This window comes from Bradyrhizobium sp. BEA-2-5 (assembly GCF_032918025.1).
Classification (GTDB): domain Bacteria; phylum Pseudomonadota; class Alphaproteobacteria; order Rhizobiales; family Xanthobacteraceae; genus Bradyrhizobium; species Bradyrhizobium pachyrhizi.
Map to the genome: position 1 here is coordinate 2,402,549 of NZ_CP136629.1, position 15,048 is coordinate 2,417,596.

Below are 15,048 nucleotides of genomic sequence, written 5' to 3' on the forward strand. Positions count from 1 at the left end.
ACGTTCCTGATGCTGACCACCTCGCTCGCGATGGCCTGTGCCGCGAGTCAGGCGAATGCGGTCTGCAGCCCGGACTATACCGGCGTCACCCTGACGGTGGCGTCGCAGACCGGGCCGTATATCGCCTCCGCGCTCAAGCTCGGCGCGGACGAATGGGCCAAGAAGACCTGCGGCAAGGTCAATGTCGTCGAATTCCCGTGGTCCGAGCTCTATCCGAAGATCGCGACATCGCTGACGGCGTCGGACGCGACGTTCGACCTCGTCAGCTTCGCGCCGGCCTGGCTGCCGGACTTCGTGCCCTATCTCAGCGAGATGCCTAAGGAGATGCAGTCCGGCAAGGACTGGGACGATATCGAGCCGGCCTATCGCGAACGGCTGATGGTGTGGGAAGGCAAGATCTACTCGCAGTCGATGGATGGCGACGTCCACACCTATACCTACCGCACCGACTTGTTCAGCGATCCCAAGGAGAAGGACGCCTTCAAGGCCAAATACGGCTACGACCTCGCGCCGCCGAAGACCTGGAAGCAGTATCTCGACATTGCGGAGTTCTTCCAGCGGCCCGACAAGGGGCTGTGGGGAACGGCGGAAGCCTTCCGCCGCGGCGGTCAGCAGTTCTGGTTCTTCTTCAGCCATGCGGCGGCCTACACCAACAATCCGAACTATCCGGGCGCGATGTTCTTTGACCCCGAGACGATGGACGCGCAGATCAACAACCCGGGATGGGTGAAGGGGCTCGAGGAATACATCAGGGCATCGAAGCTCGGGCCGCCCAACGCGCTGAATTTCTCGTTCGGCGAGGTGAACGCTGCCGTGGCCGGCGGCCAGGTTGCGGAATCGATCGGCTGGGGCGACACCGGCGTCATCGCCGCCGACCCGAAGCAGTCGAAGATCTCGGGCAAGGTCGGTTCGGCGATGCTGCCCGGTTCGGACGAGATCTGGAACGCCAAGACCAAGAAGTGGGACAAGTTCCCGAGCGTGCTTCCGGGCCCGTTCATGGCATTCGGCGGCTGGCAGATCGCGGTGCCGAAGGCCGGCAAGAACCAGAAGGCGGCGTGGGATTTCGTCAAGACACTGACAAGCCCTGAAGTGTCGGGCCAGGCGGCGATCACCGGCGGCAGCGGCGTCAATCCCTATCGCAAATCGCACACTGCCAATCTGCAACTGTGGAGCAAGATCTTCTCGCCGGAAGAGGCCAAGCAATATCTCGGCGCGCAATCCAACTCCATCAATGCCAAGAACGTCGCGCTCGACATGCGTCTGCCCGGCTACTTCTCTTATACCGAGGTGGTGGAGATCGAGCTCGGCAAGGCGCTGGCCGGCCAAACCACGCCGCAGGCGGCGCTCGACGCGATGGCCAAGGAGTGGAATCGGCTGACCGACGAGTTCGGCCGGGCCAAGCAGCTTGCGGCCTATCGCGCGGCGATGGGTCTTCCGCCGAAGAACTAGCTTTCCAGCGAGACGTCCCGGATGATGCGCGAGCATCGTCCGGGACTTTACTTGCCGTCGACGAAGGGACGGAAAAGGCATCCATGGCGCATGTCGAGATCGAGAACGTCAGCAAGGCATACGGGCCCTACAAGATCATCGAGGGGCTCGACCTCAACGTGGCCGACGAGGAGTTTGTCGTGCTTGTCGGCCCGTCCGGTTGCGGCAAGACGACGACGTTGCGCATGATCGCGGGACTGGAGGCGGTGACGAGCGGAACCATCCGCATCGGCAATCGCGACGTGACGCAATTGCGTCCAGGCCTGCGCAATTGCGCGATGGTGTTCCAGAACTACGCGCTCTACCCGCATATGACGGTCGGAGAGAACATCGGCTACGGCATGAAGGTGCGGGGCGAATCGCGCGCCAGTATCGAGAAGGCCGTCAATGACGTGGCACGCGTGCTTGACCTCGAACAATATCTGCAGCGCCGGCCCAAGCAGCTCTCCGGCGGCCAGCGCCAGCGCGTGGCGATCGGGCGGGCCATCGTGCGCAGCCCGGATGTCTTTCTGTTCGACGAGCCATTGTCCAATCTCGACGCCAAGCTCCGTATCGAGATGCGGACCGAGATCAAGGCGCTGCACCGCCGTCTCGCCAAGACGATCGTCTATGTCACGCACGACCAGGTCGAAGCCATGACCATGGCCGACCGCGTCGTGGTGATGAACCGCGGCCGCATCGAACAGGCGGCCGATCCGATCACGATCTACGAGAAGCCCAGCAATCTCTTCGTCGCCGGCTTCATGGGCGCGCCCAGCATGAATTTCATCCATGGCGAGCTCGTCGCCCGCGACGGCGCGCTCACCTTCACCGAGCCGTCGGGCACGGCGTTGAGAGTGCCGAAGTCACGCGAGGCGGCCTATGCCGGCAGCGTCGGCAAGCCCGTGGTGCTCGGCGTCCGGCCCGACCATGTGTTGCGGCAAGACGCACCGGCGGGCTCTTCGATCCGGATCCTTGTGAAAGACGTGGAGCCGCTCGGGCCGCACACGCTGGTGATCGGGACCGTCGGCCCATTCGCGTTCACGGCGCAAATGCCGGTCGGCGTCGCCGCGGAGCCGGATCATGTCATCGACGTCGCGCTCGATCTCGAGCGAACGCACTTGTTCGACAAGGCGTCCGGGACGGCTATTTGCTGATTTGCCGCAGCCTGGCTCGACAACCGCTTGCCTAGCTGCAGAACCCTCGCGCGCGCCGGACCGTATCGGACGGATACAGGCCGAAAGCCGAGCGGTAGACCGCAGCGAAACGGCCCATATGCGTAAAGCCCCACTTCAGGGCAACTTCGCTGACCGGGAGCATGTTTTCCGGTCGCGACAGTTCGTCGTGGATGGCCTCCAGCCGAATTTGTCGCAAATAGGCGACCGGCGTCGTGCCGTGAACTTTGCGGAAGCCCAATTGCAGCAGCCGGCTGCTGACCCCAACCGTTGCGGCAATATCCGATATCGTCAGCGGCAGATGCGGATTGGCCCGCATATGCTCGACCGCACGGCGAATGTAGCGCGGCGGCGCATCCAGCGGGTGGCGGCTCAACCGGTCGGTCAACCGATGAGGAACGTTCTCAAGGATGAGCTGTATCGCCGCTTCCGATAGCAGCGCACTGGCTTTCGGAGAGCGTGCCAGGATCCCGTCATACAGACCGGTGGTGCTCGTGCGGACAAGCTGAAGAAGGGTCTGTCCAACGCCGGTCGACAAGTCGACGATCGGCGTCAGATTGAGATCTTCCAGCGCCGTGCTCCCGAACGTCGCAGACAGCACCTTGGTAACTGCGCCGGTATGCAAGGTGAGCGTGACGCTTGAGTATCGTCCATCGACCGCTTCGACCCGCTGCGCTTGCATCGTCGGAAGGGGCACGATGGCGATCTCGGAGGGGGTTCGCTGGATGCTCTTTCCTGCAATGAGCATTTCGGCGTTGCCGGCATTCAGCACGCCTATAGCGAGCTCTCCGGCAGAATTCTCGTATGAATAGCGCCAATCCCAACCGGCCGACAGATCGGCCCGCACGACATCAAGTTCTGCGCCTATGGCTATATCCGCATGCCAGCGAAACGATTCATCACGCTGCGGCGAGGAATGCGCATTGATCCCGTGCGGCTGAAGCATTTCAAGGAGTTCTTCAAACGAAGATCCCGATCGCGTGGGAGCTGCAGCGAGTACGTCGTCGACCATCAAATCCCAACCATCGGAAGTTTGCTGTCCGCGAAGTGACCCGGTCCGTCGGACCGGGCAATCATCGTTGAAGCCGCTGCCACACGCACAAATCGCGCCATCACACTAGCACGGCTTTCGGTGAATTCCGGTCGTGCTCTCTTTCTGTTGATCCTCTCAATATCCGATTTTCGAACGGGATATCCAGATCGCGCAATCGGGCCGTCAAAGGTACCATTTGATCTCATTGGCTCCGCCGGTATTGCGCGAAAGCTTCAAATCAATCCTGTCGCGCCGACGTTCGAGTGCACGGGAGAATGCACAACGTTCGCAATCGATCGTCCTAGCCACAATCCGAACGCCTGCATCCGGAATGCGACGTCGTCCATGGACTCGTAGCCCATTTGGCCTAAATCGTCACGACCAACTCAAACGGGTTATGAAAGCATGCTTACAAGGATTACTTGCGTACTCGCGCTTACAGTTCTTTCGTCCATGCCCGCGCTGGCCGATGGTTGCGCAGATCACGTCCAGAGCACCGGCGTTCCGATGGTAACGGGCATGACGCACAAGACCTGGATGACCTTTCCGTCGGTCAATCCCGGTGCTGCCCTCGACAAGGTGTCCCGCGCCGTTCTGGCCGAGGGTTTTGTCGGTGTGAACGTCGACAAGAAACTCGGCACGCTGACCACCCAGCAGGAGACCACCGGCTCCGGCCGGCCGCAAACGTTGCAAGTCGTCGTCCGCAAGGATGGCAAAGGCAGCCGCGTCGATGCGACCTTCATCCTGCCGCCGGGACAGTTGGCTCCAGGTATCGGCGATAACCTCTGCCGCGTCGTGAACGCAGCCGGCCAATGAACTCGCCCATCCGTGAATTCAGGCTGACGCGCGAATTGTAACCGGCCGCGCGTGTCCGGGTGTGTCCGGTCTGAGACCAGGCGAGCCCATCCATGTTTGGGAATCGGGGCGCAGGTGTCGGCCTGCGCCCACAGCAATAAAGCAGGAGATATGATGCGTAGGGCTCGCTTTCTGAGAGTCGTTTTGATGGCCGCCACCGCTGCCACGGTGTTTTCGGCCTCCGCCATTTCGGCTCCGTTGCAGCACGGTGCCGGCGTTGCGGCAGCAGTGCCGTCGTTGACGGAGAAGGTCTGGTGCCGTTACGGGCAGTGCTACGACAATGGCGGCGGCGCGGCCGTCGGCGGACTGGTCGGTGGCCTCATCGGCGGCGTTATCGCGGCCGGCGCAGCCAACGCCGCCGCGCAGCAGGAAGCTGCTGCCGCCCAGCAGCATGCAGCGTCCTGCGCCCAGCGTTATCGGTCGTACGATGCGGCGTCGAATACGTTCCAGGCAAAGGACGGCCGGCGATATCCCTGCCAATGAGACGGCAGCAGCCTTGCGGCGCCGGGACGGGGAAGTGAAACCGCCGCTCCAGACAATAGCCTTCGGCGCCGAGCTGAGCACGAATGGAGCTCCGGCCAGGGAGCCGGAGCGGGCGTTCGAGCGCCCCAGGAGCTGCAACGCGGCTTCTGCCGGCGAATTGGCCAGGACCTTTGACTGAACGGGTTCCCGCTCCGCGCCTGGATGCGCGGATCGAAGGGCTTCATCGGGAATCGCAGCGCGGGCGGCCCACGGCGGCTTCTGACGGGATCGTTTTCTATGCTATCACGCGATCCGTCGAAACTGCGCTCGTGGCAGGATCTGCCCGAACCTTACGAATCCGGATCTCGATGATGTTGTCGCTTCCCAAGACCAAAATACGCGTGCTGCTGCTGGAGGGCGTGAACGAATCCGCGGCCCGGATGTTCGAGGCGAACGGCTATACCGAGCTGCAACGTCTGCCCAAGGCGCTGGGACCCAAAGAACTCAGGCAGGCGCTGTCAGGCATCCATATGCTGGGAATTCGCTCGCGAACCCAGTTGACCGCGGACATCCTGGAGGCCGCCGACCGATTGCTCGTTGTCGGCTGCTTTTCGGTCGGCACCAATCAGGTCGATCTCGACGCCGCGCGGAAGCTGGGGATCCCCGTCTTCAACGCGCCATACTCCAACACCCGCAGCGTGGCGGAGCTGACCATCGGCGAGATCGTGATGCTGCTGCGGCGGATCTTTCCGCGCTCGGTCTCGGCCCATCAGGGCGGCTGGGACAAGTCGGCGACCGGCAGCCGCGAGGTGCGCGGCCGCACGCTGGGCATCGTCGGCTACGGCAATATCGGCTCGCAGCTCTCGACGCTGGCCGAAGCCATGGGCATGCGCGTGATCTACTTCGACCGCACCGACAAGCTTCGTCACGGCAATACGGAGCCCGCCGAATCGCTCGACGCGTTGCTCGCAGCCAGCGACGTCGTATCGCTGCATGTGCCGGAGACGCCGGCCACCGCCAACATGATTGGCGCGGCCCAGCTCCAGCTGATGAAGCCTGAGGCCCATCTGATCAATAACTCGCGCGGGACCGTGGTCGATCTCGATGCGCTGGCGAGCGCGCTGCGTGAGGGCCGGCTGGCGGGTGCTGCGGTCGACGTGTTTCCGGTCGAGCCGGTGTCGAACGAGGCGCGCTTTGTCTCGCCGCTGCAAGGTCTCCCTAACGTCATCCTCACGCCGCATGTCGGCGGTTCGACGGAAGAAGCGCAGGATCGCATCGGCGGCGAAGTCGCGCGCAAGCTGATCGACTATTCCGATGTCGGATCGACCTTCGGCGCGGTCAATTTTCCGCAGGTGCAATTGCCGGCGCGACCGACCGGCACCCGTTTCATCCATGTTCATCGCAACGTTCCCGGCGTCATGCGCCAGGTCAACGACGCGGTCTCCCGGCACGGGATCAATATCCTGGCGCAATATCTGCAGACCGATCCGGAAGTCGGCTATGTCGTGCTCGAGACCGACGTGGTCGGCGGCGAGGGCGAGGGATTGTTGGCCGATTTGAGAGCCATTGACGGCACGATCCGCGTGCGGGTGCTGTATGACGCGAACCGGCCGCAGGGGTGATCGACTTCGTCAATCCGCCGAGAAGCCGAACGGCACGCTCGAGGTCCTGAAATCGTCCGGAAGAATCTCGCGTCCGATCGGCGGCGCCGACCGCGCCGCGCATCTTGGGCGATGACAGACCCGGCATGCGACGCCGATCGGCGTCGGCTCGTCGGCATTCGGTCCCTGTCCGTCGCGCGTGTAGATCAACTGGCCCGCATGTTCGGCGGCGCAGCCGATCGCGATCGCCCGCTCGACGCGGATGGCGCCGAACGCGCCGCCGCCGGCGGTCACGGTGCGGGCGATCGAAAAGAACCGCTGTCCGTCGGGCAATTCCAGCCATTGCGTGACGATCTGGCGCGGCGTCTTGAAGATATCATGCACTGACCACAGCGGACATGCGCCGCCGTGCTTTGCAAACGGGAAGCCGGCGCCGTCAAGCAGCTTGGAAATGTTGCCGGCCGGATCGACCCGGATCAGGAAGAACGGGACCTTCTCAAGACCCGGCCGTTGCAAGGTCGTGACGCGGTGCGCGATCTGCTCGAAGCTGGTGCCGAATTGACGCGCCAGCGCTTCCAGATCGTAGCGGCGCGCCTCGACCGCTTTCGCGAATACGGAATACGGCATGATGAGTGCGGCGGCGGCGTAGGCCGCAAGCGCACGGCGGGCCAGCAGTTCGGCGCTTTTGGTCGTGAACTTGCCGGCTTCGACGGCGGCACCGATCTCGTTTTCCAGTTCCAGATAGGCAAGTTGCTTGGCCAGCTGAAAATTGAGGCCCGCGGTATCGAGCGAGTCCTCCAGCAGCAATTGTCTGCGATGAAGGTCCAGTCGCCTGATCGAACCCAGCATGACGTTCGGCGGCAGATAACGGACCTGGAGTTTATGTCGCTCCCGAAGCCGCTCGATAAATCCGGCCGGTCCGGCCGGTTCGTGGACGAGCCGCTCGGCGGCATCGTCGAGGCTGGCAAAATTGTTGCGGCGCGCGGCGAGAAATCGTCGGACCTCCGCGACGGGATCGTTGGCGTCAAAGTTCTCCTGACCCGGTGAAGCGATCGCCATGTCCGGAGCCCTGCGCTCCGCAAGCGCCAGTTGCTCTTCGCGATAGGCGGTGTAGAGGCGCAGGAACGCCTCGGTCATTCCGGGGTAGCTGACTGCGAGGTCGCTGACCTCGAGCGCGGGGATGTCGATGTCGGCAAACATCGGTTCCTTCAAAATCGATTGCATGCGGGCGGTGTGATCGGCACCGCCGTCACCGGCGAGATCGGCCAGATCGATCTTGTAGGTGCGGGCAAGCCGCAGCAGCATGTCGGCCGTCACCGGGCGCTGATTGCGTTCCAGCAGCGCCACATAGGGGGCCGAGATTTCGAGATCGGCGGCCATGTCGGCCTGGGTCAGCCCGAGGTCGCGCCGCAGCCGGCGCAGTCGTGGACCCATGAAAACGGAACGGGCGCTTGAGGTTACCATCGCCTTATCCAAGGTTTGTAAGATTCTTACAACAATACAACGCTTTCTTGTAAGTTATGACAAGTTTTCCGCGCCAGGTCTAGCTCCGGATGGCGCCGCGGGTGACAAACGGTGCAGTTATTTCGTCACCGAAGGGATCACGGACATGAACTTCCAACCGCGCGGGATCAGCGACCGGGCCATCCAGGGACCGGCTTCGTATCAGAGCGAGATCGAGGCGGCCGAAGCGCTGCTCAAGACCAAGGACACCTGGAACGGTGTGACGGCCGAGGCCGTCGCGCGCATGCGCCTGCAGAACCGCTTCAAGACCGGTCTCGACGTCGCCCGCTACACCGCGGCCTTGATGCGCGCGGACATGGCCGCCTATGACGGCGACCCCACCAAGTACACCCAGTCGCTCGGCTGCTGGCACGGCTTCATCGCCCAGCAGAAGCTGATCTCGGTCAAGAAGCACTTCGGCAAGACCGATCGCACCTACCTCTATCTCTCGGGGTGGATGATCGCCGCGTTGCGCTCCGAGTTCGGTCCGCTGCCCGACCAGTCGATGCACGAGAAGACCTCGGTGCCGGCGCTGATCGAAGAGCTCTACACCTTCCTGCGCCAGGCGGATTCGCGCGAGCTGAACGATATCTTCCGCGCCCTCGACAAGGCGCGCAAGGAAGGCGACAAGACCCGTGAGAAGGAGCTGATCGAGAAGATCGACAACTTCCAGACCCATGTCGTGCCCGTCATCGCAGACATCGACGCCGGCTTCGGCAATGCCGAGGCGACCTATCTGCTCGCCAGGAAGATGATCGAGGCGGGCGCCTGTGCGCTGCAGATCGAGAACCAGGTCTCGGACGAGAAGCAGTGCGGCCACCAGGACGGCAAGGTCACCGTGCCGCATGAGGTCTTCCTGGCGAAGATCCGTGCCTGCCGCCACGCCTTCCTCGAGCTCGGCGTCGAAGACGGCGTCATCGTGACCCGCACCGACTCGCTCGGTGCCGGCCTGACGCAGCAGATCGCCGTCAGCCACAAGCCCGGCGACATCGGCGACCAGTACAACAGCTTCCTGGATTGCGAGGAAGTCACGGCGGAGAACGCCAGGAACGGCGACGTCATCATCAACCGCAACGGCAAGATGATGCGTCCGAAGCGGCTGCCCTCCAACCTCTACCAGTTCCGTCCGGGCACCGGCGAAGATCGCTGCGTGCTGGACTGCATCACCTCGCTGCAGAACGGCGCCGACCTGCTCTGGATCGAGACGGAGAAGCCGCATATCGAGCAGATCGCGAAGATGGTCGACCGCATCCGCAAGGTGGTTCCGAACGCGAAGCTGGCCTACAACAACTCGCCCTCGTTCAACTGGACCCTCAACTTCCGTTGGCAGGTTTTCGACGCCTGGAAGGAGGCCGGCAAGGACGTCAGCAAGTACAACCGTGCCGAGTTGATGAAGGCGGAGTACGACGACACGCCGCTGGCAAAGGAAGCCGACGAGCGCATCCGCACCTTCCAGGCGGATTCGGCCAAGCGCGCCGGCATCTTCCACCACCTGATCACGTTGCCGACCTATCACACGGCAGCGCTCTCGACCGACAATCTGGCCAGGGAGTATTTCGGCGAGCAGGGCATGCTGGGTTACGTCAAGAACGTCCAGCGCGCCGAGATCCGTCAGGGCATTGCCTGCGTGAAGCATCAGAACATGGCCGGCTCCGACATCGGCGACGACCACAAGGAGTACTTCGCCGGCGAGGCGGCCCTGAAGGCGGGCGGCGCCCACAACACGATGAACCAGTTCGGCTAATCGATCGAACGGATCATTTCGACTATCGGCCGGACGGCCTGGCGCGCGAGCAGCCTGGCCTGTCCGCCGGCGGCGGGGCGATCTTCGACCACGGTGACGCGGTCGAGATCGCCCCGTAACGTTTTTGGGCTCGCTTCCCCTCAAGCCCGCCCATCTGCAGAGGTTCGCGCGTACCATGCGCGTGTGGTAATGCGTCGCTGCGATCTCGAGGGCATGCCACGCGATGAGTGTCGGGCACTACGCATCCGCCGTCACCAGCTCCGCCGTGATGGAACGGCTGAAGCCGTTCGATCCCCGTATCGTCGGAACGCTGCCGCTCGGTCTCGCCGTGCCCGGCAGCGACATCGATATCGTCTGCCATGCGTCCGACCCGAACGCATTCGCGGACGTCGTTTGGGCTCACTATCAAGCGCGCGATGATTTCGCTCTTTTCCGATGGACCTCGGGGACGCGGCCGGTGATTGCCCGCTTTGTGTGCGACGGCTGGCCGTTCGAACTGTTCGGTGATCAGCGTCCAGTGGAGCAGCAACGAGGCTGGATCCACTTCGAGGTCGAACGGCGGCTGCTTGCGCTTGACGATGGGCCGCTGCGGCGAGCCGTCAGCGAATTGAGGGCGGGCGGTCTCAAGACCGAGCCTGCGTTCGCTGCCGTGCTCGGGATATCGGGCGACCCCTATCGTGGATTGCTTGAGCTCGCGGCCGAAACGGACGCCGAGTTACGTGCCCGGCTCGCGGCGTGCGATCTCGGCTGAGCGCCAAATTGATGAAACGGCTTCATTCACCGGGAACGAGGTGGCCGACCGGCGGCCGCGCCAGGCGCCGGTGCTTGCGGCGGGACAGATAAAGCAGCAGGCCGGTCGCGGCAAACAGCGGCATCATGGCGGCGGCCAGCATGAACGCGAGCTTGCCGGGCCATCCCAGAATCGCACCGCGGTGGATGTCGAGCACGCTGGCGAGGACGCGTTCGCCAAACGTCTTGTCGGCGTAGCGATCCGATGAGATGAGGCGGCCGGTAAGGGCATCGATACGGAATTCGTCACGCACCGCCTCGCGTGTCGAATCCTGCGGCCATGACCGCACGCGCACGGCCGTGCCCGCGCCGGCCGGCAGCGTCATGAGGGCCCTTCCGTAACTGTTGTTCTCCTGCTGCAGGAACGCCGACCAGACGTGATCGAAGGCAAGCGGCTTTGCCTCGGCCTTCGCTTCGGTCTTGGCTTGACCCTTGCTCTCGGCAGCCGCGCCGCCGCGCGGCGGCTTGGATTGCATCGCGTTTGCTATGGCCTGAGGCCGCGCCAACAGCCAGGTCACGCCGTCCTTATACCATTCGAAAGAGAACCACAGCCCGGTGAGCGTCATCGCCAGATAGATCGGAAGCACCCAGGTGCCGATCACCGCATGCAGCGACCGGTGCAGTCCGCGGCCGCTCAGCGCGAGATTCGGCTTCAGCCACATCTTCACGCTGCCAGCGCGGCGCGGCCAGCGCAACACGAGGCCGGTGATCAGCATCACGATCAGGCAGATCGCAGCCGACCCGGTGATCTTGCGGCCGATGCCATTGCCGTCACCCGGCAACAGCAGCCAGCGATGCAGCTTGCGGACGGTTGCGAAAAAGTCCTCGCCGCGCGGCGAGCCGAGCACGTGCCCGTCATAGGGGTCGACATAGACCGAGGACGGCCGCGTGCCGCCTTCGCTGCGAGCGAAACGGATGCGGGCCGCGGCCGATGGATCGCTCGACATCGTCACGGCCGAGACCTTGCTGAAATCGCCCGCCGCCGCCAGCCGCGCGATCAACTCGTCCGGCGTGAGCCGTTGGGTCGCGCTGGCCTCGACGCGCATCATCTGACTGTTCAGGCTGGCCTCGATCTCATCCTCAAAGGCCATCGTCGCGCCGGTGAGGCCGACCACGGCCCATACCAGCGCCAACACAAGGCCAACCAGGGAATGGACCTGCAGCAGTGCAGCCTTGATCGGGCGCCAAACGTCACGCATCAGAATTTCACCGTCGCCGAGTGCGAGAAGCGCCGCGCGTCGCCCATCGCGACCGTCAGGATGCTGTTGGCGGAGGTATAGTAGACGGTGTCGAACAGGTTCTTGACGTTGAGCTGATAGATTACCGGGAACGACTGGACCTTGGTCTCGTAGGTCGCAAACACGTCCGCGACCGTGTAGGCTGGCGGCACGAAGCTGTTCGCGGCATCGCCTGGCCGGTCGCCGACATAGCGCGCGCCGCCGCCGAGGCGATCTATGATTTCGGCACCACCCTGCCCGGCAGGCTTCGCTGCGCCGATCAGCAGATGGGTGCGGCCCTTGTCGGCGGCATTTCGACGGTCGCCGACAACCCGGCCATCAGCATTCACGGGCACTCTTGCACTTCCGATTCACGCGAACTCGTTCACGGCGCGCCTCTAGCAGTCGGCGCGCGCGAAAAGAACCGGAGCAGACTTGAATCTCTCTAACCGGAATGGATTTGAATTATTCTAAGACGCGACAGGGCTCGCGCGCGTGCGCGAGCCCTGAACCTCGTGACCTGCTTGTCGCGTCTGCGCGTCAAATGGCCGTGCCATCGTCGCCTGAGGTTGCGGCCGTGGTCCTGTCACATCTCGGGTGTATGGTTTGCCGTCGGCCGCGCGATGCGCCTCACGACAACGCCAGGCTGACCGGCGCCTTGCCGACCACTCCGGTGCTCACGCCGTCGCGCGCCATCGATTCGATCTCGTTCCAGTTCTCGCGAAAGATCCGCGCCGCCTCGTTGGCACTTTCCGCCTGGATCGTCAGACTGCACGCGCGTCTTGTGCCATTGCTGGCGAACTGGAAGTAGAGAACATATCCAGACGATTCCGCACTCCGTGCGCCCAGCGGTGCCTGCTGCATGTAGGTTTTCCCCAAAGTGTTTTTGTTGCGCCACCCGCAGACAGGATTTGACAGGGATGCGGCACCTTCGTGGTTCACAACGCCGCAATCTGCACGATTGCGCATTTTGTTCGGCGGTGTTGCCGGGACTCAACAGGCGATGGAACCGATGACCCGCAATGGCTGCAACTCAGCCGCGACCGCCATGTGGCTTCAACTGTTGTTTGGTGATGGGTTGCCCTTCCTTGAGGGGGAAGCCGCGGCGCGAATCTCCGCGGCGGTCACAATTGCGATGCCGCGCTGAGATCGAACGGCCGCTGCGGCGCAGGATCTGCGCTCCGCTCAAGGTAGCGTTCGCGACGACGCGGGAGTCGATGTAGCGCCAGATCGCAGATCGCGGGCGCAGCGAAGCCGTCGCGCCAGGCTGACCCGTGCCGTCGCCGACCACCGAGAATTGCATCTGTCCGCATGGGCCGGGGCGGCGATCGTAAAGCCGCTTGCTGGCCTGTCCCAGGTGTGCTATTAGTCGAACGACCGTTCGGATTATTATTGACCGTCGAAGAAAACGTCGGCCGCAGGCGATCGGTGAGGGAGACGGAACGATGAACATAATGACCGGCGCCTCGCCATGGGAACGGTTGATCCGGCCCGACCGGGTGCATGGGTCGCTCTATACCGATCCCGAGATCTTCGAGGCGGAGCTGCAGAACATCTGGTATCGGACCTGGGTCTATGTCGGCCACGAGAGCGAGGTCCCTAAGGCCAACGACTACGTCGTCAAGTCGATCGGCCCGCAATCCGTGATCATGACGCGCGACGAGCAGGGAAAGGTCAACCTGCTGCTCAACCGCTGTTCCCATCGCGGCAATCAGGTCTGCTCCTATGAGCGCGGCAATGCGCGGTCCTTCACCTGTCCGTTCCACTCATGGACGTTCGCCAATGACGGCCGCCTGGTCGGCTATGCCTTCCCCGACGGCTACGAGGGACAGGACAGGGCCGAGCTCGCGCTCGGTCGGGTGACGCGCGTCGAATCCTACCGCGGGTTCGTGTTCGGCTCCTTCGCCGCCGATGGGCCAACGCTGAAGGAGCATCTCGGAGGCGCCGCCGAGACCATCGACCGGCTGGCGCGCACCTCGCCGGAGGGCGAGGTCGAGATCACGGCGGGCTTCCTCAAGCATCGCGTGAAGGCGAACTGGAAGTTCATCCTGGAGAACGAGTGTGACGGGTACCATCCGGCCTTCGTTCACACCTCGATCTTCGGCGTCGCCGACAGCATGATCGGCAAGCTCTATGGCGGGACCTCGACTGCGTTGACCCGCGACTACGGCAACGGCCACACGGAGATCGACCTGCGGCCCGAGTTTCGCAAGCGCGATCTGCCGATGAGCTGGTTCGGCACCAGTGAAGAGCGCTTGCCCGACTACGCGGCGCGCATGAAGGCGGCTTATGGCGATACGTCCGCGCGCGAGATCATGATCGACGGCACGCCGCATGTGATGATCTTCCCGAACCTGTTCATTGCCGAAATCCAGATGTTCGTCATTCAACCGCTCGGTGTCGACGACAGCGTGCAGCACGTCACTGCGCTCCAGTTCAAGGGGGCGCCCGAGCTCAACCGCCGCCTGCGCCAGCAGACCATGGGCTCCGTCGGCCCGGCCGGCTTCCTGCTCGCCGATGATTCCGAGATGTACGAGCGCTGCCATCGCGGCGTGCTGGCGCGCAATCCGGAGTGGGTCTTTCTCGGCCGCGGCGAAAAGCGCGAGCGCCGGGACGAGCTCGGCTTCAAGGTCGGCCACGTCACGGACGAGGTGCCGTCGCGCGGCATCTGGGCCCACTATCGCAAGCTGATGGAGGCCGCCTGATGCTGTCGCGCGAGAGCAGCGCCACGCTGATGAGCGCCGTGACCGCCTTCCTGAATCGCGAGGCGCGCTTGCAGGACGAGCATCAATACGAAGCCTGGGAAAGGCTCTGGACCGATGACGGCGTCTACTGGGTGCCGGCCAACGGCGCCAATATCGATCCGGAGCGGGAGATGTCCATCATCTACGACAATCGATCGCGGATAGCCCTGCGCGTGCGCCAGCTCATGACAGGCAAGCATTTCACCCAGACGCCGCAATCGAATTTGCGCCGGCTCGTCTCCAACATCGAGCTGATGGACGAGCAGCCGGGCGGCGACATTGCGGTGGCCAGCAACAGCCTGATCTTCGAATCGAGCTTGCGCGACGACACGCTGTGGGCCGCTCGCAACGAATACCGGCTGCGCCATGTCGATGGCGAATTGCGCATGGCTTACAAGAAGGTGGTGCTCGTCAACAACGACAAGGCGATCTACACGCTGTCATTCCTAGTCTAGAGG

Annotated in this window: 14 protein-coding genes and 1 pseudogene; 9 read left to right on the forward strand and 6 right to left on the reverse strand. The window is 63.5% G+C overall.

Annotated elements, in window-relative coordinates:
* The first annotated feature begins 9 nt into the window (after positions 1-9).
* Positions 10-1,449, forward strand: a complete 1,440-nt coding sequence (locus RX327_RS11225; protein WP_317251245.1) for an extracellular solute-binding protein — start codon at positions 10-12, stop codon at positions 1,447-1,449.
* Positions 1,450-1,532: 83 nt separating this feature from the next.
* Positions 1,533-2,624, forward strand: coding sequence for an ABC transporter ATP-binding protein (locus RX327_RS11230; RefSeq protein ID WP_050387909.1), 1,092 nt, complete (start codon positions 1,533-1,535; stop codon positions 2,622-2,624).
* 31 nt (positions 2,625-2,655) lie between these two features.
* Here the strand turns inward: RX327_RS11230 and RX327_RS11235 are convergent, their stop codons facing one another.
* Positions 2,656-3,654: a helix-turn-helix transcriptional regulator gene (locus tag RX327_RS11235; protein ID WP_244482677.1), complete on the reverse strand. Its 999-nt coding sequence runs from the start codon at positions 3,652-3,654 to the stop codon at positions 2,656-2,658.
* Positions 3,655-4,194: 540 nt separating this feature from the next.
* On the opposite strand from RX327_RS11235, the gene RX327_RS11240 reads away from it, so the two are divergent.
* The 3 genes from RX327_RS11240 (at position 4,195) to serA (ending at position 6,614) form a co-directional block, all read left to right on the forward strand.
* Entirely contained in the window at positions 4,195-4,491 is a 297-nt protein-coding gene (locus RX327_RS11240) for a hypothetical protein (RefSeq protein WP_317250273.1), read from the forward strand.
* Positions 4,492-4,677: 186 nt separating this feature from the next.
* Positions 4,678-5,013, forward strand: coding sequence for a BA14K family protein (locus RX327_RS11245; protein WP_050387906.1), 336 nt, complete (start codon positions 4,678-4,680; stop codon positions 5,011-5,013).
* Positions 5,014-5,360: 347 nt separating this feature from the next.
* The gene (gene serA / locus RX327_RS11250; RefSeq protein ID WP_317250274.1) at positions 5,361-6,614 is read left to right on the forward strand and encodes a phosphoglycerate dehydrogenase; all 1,254 of its coding nucleotides are present in this window, start codon (positions 5,361-5,363) and stop codon (positions 6,612-6,614) included.
* 9 nt (positions 6,615-6,623) lie between these two features.
* Here the strand turns inward: serA and RX327_RS11255 are convergent, their stop codons facing one another.
* The gene (locus tag RX327_RS11255; RefSeq protein WP_028337032.1) at positions 6,624-8,057 is read right to left on the reverse strand and encodes a short-chain fatty acyl-CoA regulator family protein; all 1,434 of its coding nucleotides are present in this window, start codon (positions 8,055-8,057) and stop codon (positions 6,624-6,626) included.
* A 145-nt stretch (positions 8,058-8,202) separates the two neighbouring features.
* On the opposite strand from RX327_RS11255, the gene RX327_RS11260 reads away from it, so the two are divergent.
* The gene (locus RX327_RS11260) at positions 8,203-9,840 is read left to right on the forward strand and encodes an isocitrate lyase (RefSeq protein WP_317250275.1); all 1,638 of its coding nucleotides are present in this window, start codon (positions 8,203-8,205) and stop codon (positions 9,838-9,840) included.
* Between the two features lie 268 nt (positions 9,841-10,108).
* A complete protein-coding gene (locus RX327_RS11265) occupies positions 10,109-10,591 on the forward strand; it encodes a DUF4269 domain-containing protein (RefSeq protein WP_244482676.1) in 483 nt (160 codons plus the stop codon).
* 22 nt (positions 10,592-10,613) lie between these two features.
* Here the strand turns inward: RX327_RS11265 and RX327_RS11270 are convergent, their stop codons facing one another.
* The 4 genes and pseudogenes from RX327_RS11270 to RX327_RS11285 form a co-directional block, all read right to left on the reverse strand.
* Positions 10,614-11,828, reverse strand: coding sequence for a PepSY-associated TM helix domain-containing protein (locus RX327_RS11270; RefSeq protein ID WP_317250276.1), 1,215 nt, complete (start codon positions 11,826-11,828; stop codon positions 10,614-10,616).
* A pseudogene (locus tag RX327_RS11275) lies at positions 11,828-12,079 on the reverse strand (TonB-dependent siderophore receptor); the annotation flags it as partial. The gene RX327_RS11270 and the pseudogene RX327_RS11275, both read right to left, overlap by 1 nt.
* Before the next feature lie 397 nt (positions 12,080-12,476).
* Positions 12,477-12,710, reverse strand: a complete 234-nt coding sequence (locus RX327_RS11280; RefSeq protein ID WP_050387901.1) for a hypothetical protein — start codon at positions 12,708-12,710, stop codon at positions 12,477-12,479.
* A gap of 169 nt (positions 12,711-12,879) precedes the next feature.
* Entirely contained in the window at positions 12,880-13,149 is a 270-nt protein-coding gene (locus tag RX327_RS11285; RefSeq protein ID WP_050387900.1) for a hypothetical protein, read from the reverse strand.
* Positions 13,150-13,291: 142 nt separating this feature from the next.
* On the opposite strand from RX327_RS11285, the gene RX327_RS11290 reads away from it, so the two are divergent.
* Positions 13,292-14,551 carry an aromatic ring-hydroxylating dioxygenase subunit alpha gene (locus RX327_RS11290; protein ID WP_317250277.1) on the forward strand — a complete coding sequence of 420 codons (1,260 nt, stop codon included), beginning with the start codon at positions 13,292-13,294 and terminating at the stop codon, positions 14,549-14,551.
* Positions 14,551-15,045: an aromatic-ring-hydroxylating dioxygenase subunit beta gene (locus RX327_RS11295; protein ID WP_317250278.1), complete on the forward strand. Its 495-nt coding sequence runs from the start codon at positions 14,551-14,553 to the stop codon at positions 15,043-15,045. The genes RX327_RS11290 and RX327_RS11295 overlap by 1 nt, the downstream gene beginning before the upstream one ends.
* Positions 15,046-15,048 lie beyond the last annotated feature (3 nt).

Bases quoted from the DNA above. Each gene is read 5' to 3' on its own strand.
- RX327_RS11230 (WP_050387909.1), top strand. From the start codon at position 1,533: ATGGCGCATGTCGAGATCGAGAACGTCAGCAAGGCATACGGGCCCTAC.
- RX327_RS11285 (WP_050387900.1), bottom strand. From the start codon at position 13,149: ATGCAATTCTCGGTGGTCGGCGACGGCACGGGTCAGCCTGGCGCGACG.
- RX327_RS11265 (WP_244482676.1), top strand. From the start codon at position 10,109: ATGGAACGGCTGAAGCCGTTCGATCCCCGTATCGTCGGAACGCTGCCG.
- RX327_RS11235 (WP_244482677.1), bottom strand. From the start codon at position 3,654: ATGGTCGACGACGTACTCGCTGCAGCTCCCACGCGATCGGGATCTTCG.
- RX327_RS11245 (WP_050387906.1), top strand. From the start codon at position 4,678: ATGGCCGCCACCGCTGCCACGGTGTTTTCGGCCTCCGCCATTTCGGCT.
- RX327_RS11270 (WP_317250276.1), bottom strand. From the start codon at position 11,828: ATGCGTGACGTTTGGCGCCCGATCAAGGCTGCACTGCTGCAGGTCCAT.
- RX327_RS11225 (WP_317251245.1), top strand. From the start codon at position 10: ATGCTGACCACCTCGCTCGCGATGGCCTGTGCCGCGAGTCAGGCGAAT.
- RX327_RS11280 (WP_050387901.1), bottom strand. From the start codon at position 12,710: ATGCAGCAGGCACCGCTGGGCGCACGGAGTGCGGAATCGTCTGGATAT.
- RX327_RS11240 (WP_317250273.1), top strand. From the start codon at position 4,195: ATGACGCACAAGACCTGGATGACCTTTCCGTCGGTCAATCCCGGTGCT.
- RX327_RS11260 (WP_317250275.1), top strand. From the start codon at position 8,203: ATGAACTTCCAACCGCGCGGGATCAGCGACCGGGCCATCCAGGGACCG.
- RX327_RS11255 (WP_028337032.1), bottom strand. From the start codon at position 8,057: ATGGTAACCTCAAGCGCCCGTTCCGTTTTCATGGGTCCACGACTGCGC.
- serA (WP_317250274.1), top strand. From the start codon at position 5,361: ATGATGTTGTCGCTTCCCAAGACCAAAATACGCGTGCTGCTGCTGGAG.
- RX327_RS11290 (WP_317250277.1), top strand. From the start codon at position 13,292: ATGAACATAATGACCGGCGCCTCGCCATGGGAACGGTTGATCCGGCCC.
- RX327_RS11295 (WP_317250278.1), top strand. From the start codon at position 14,551: ATGCTGTCGCGCGAGAGCAGCGCCACGCTGATGAGCGCCGTGACCGCC.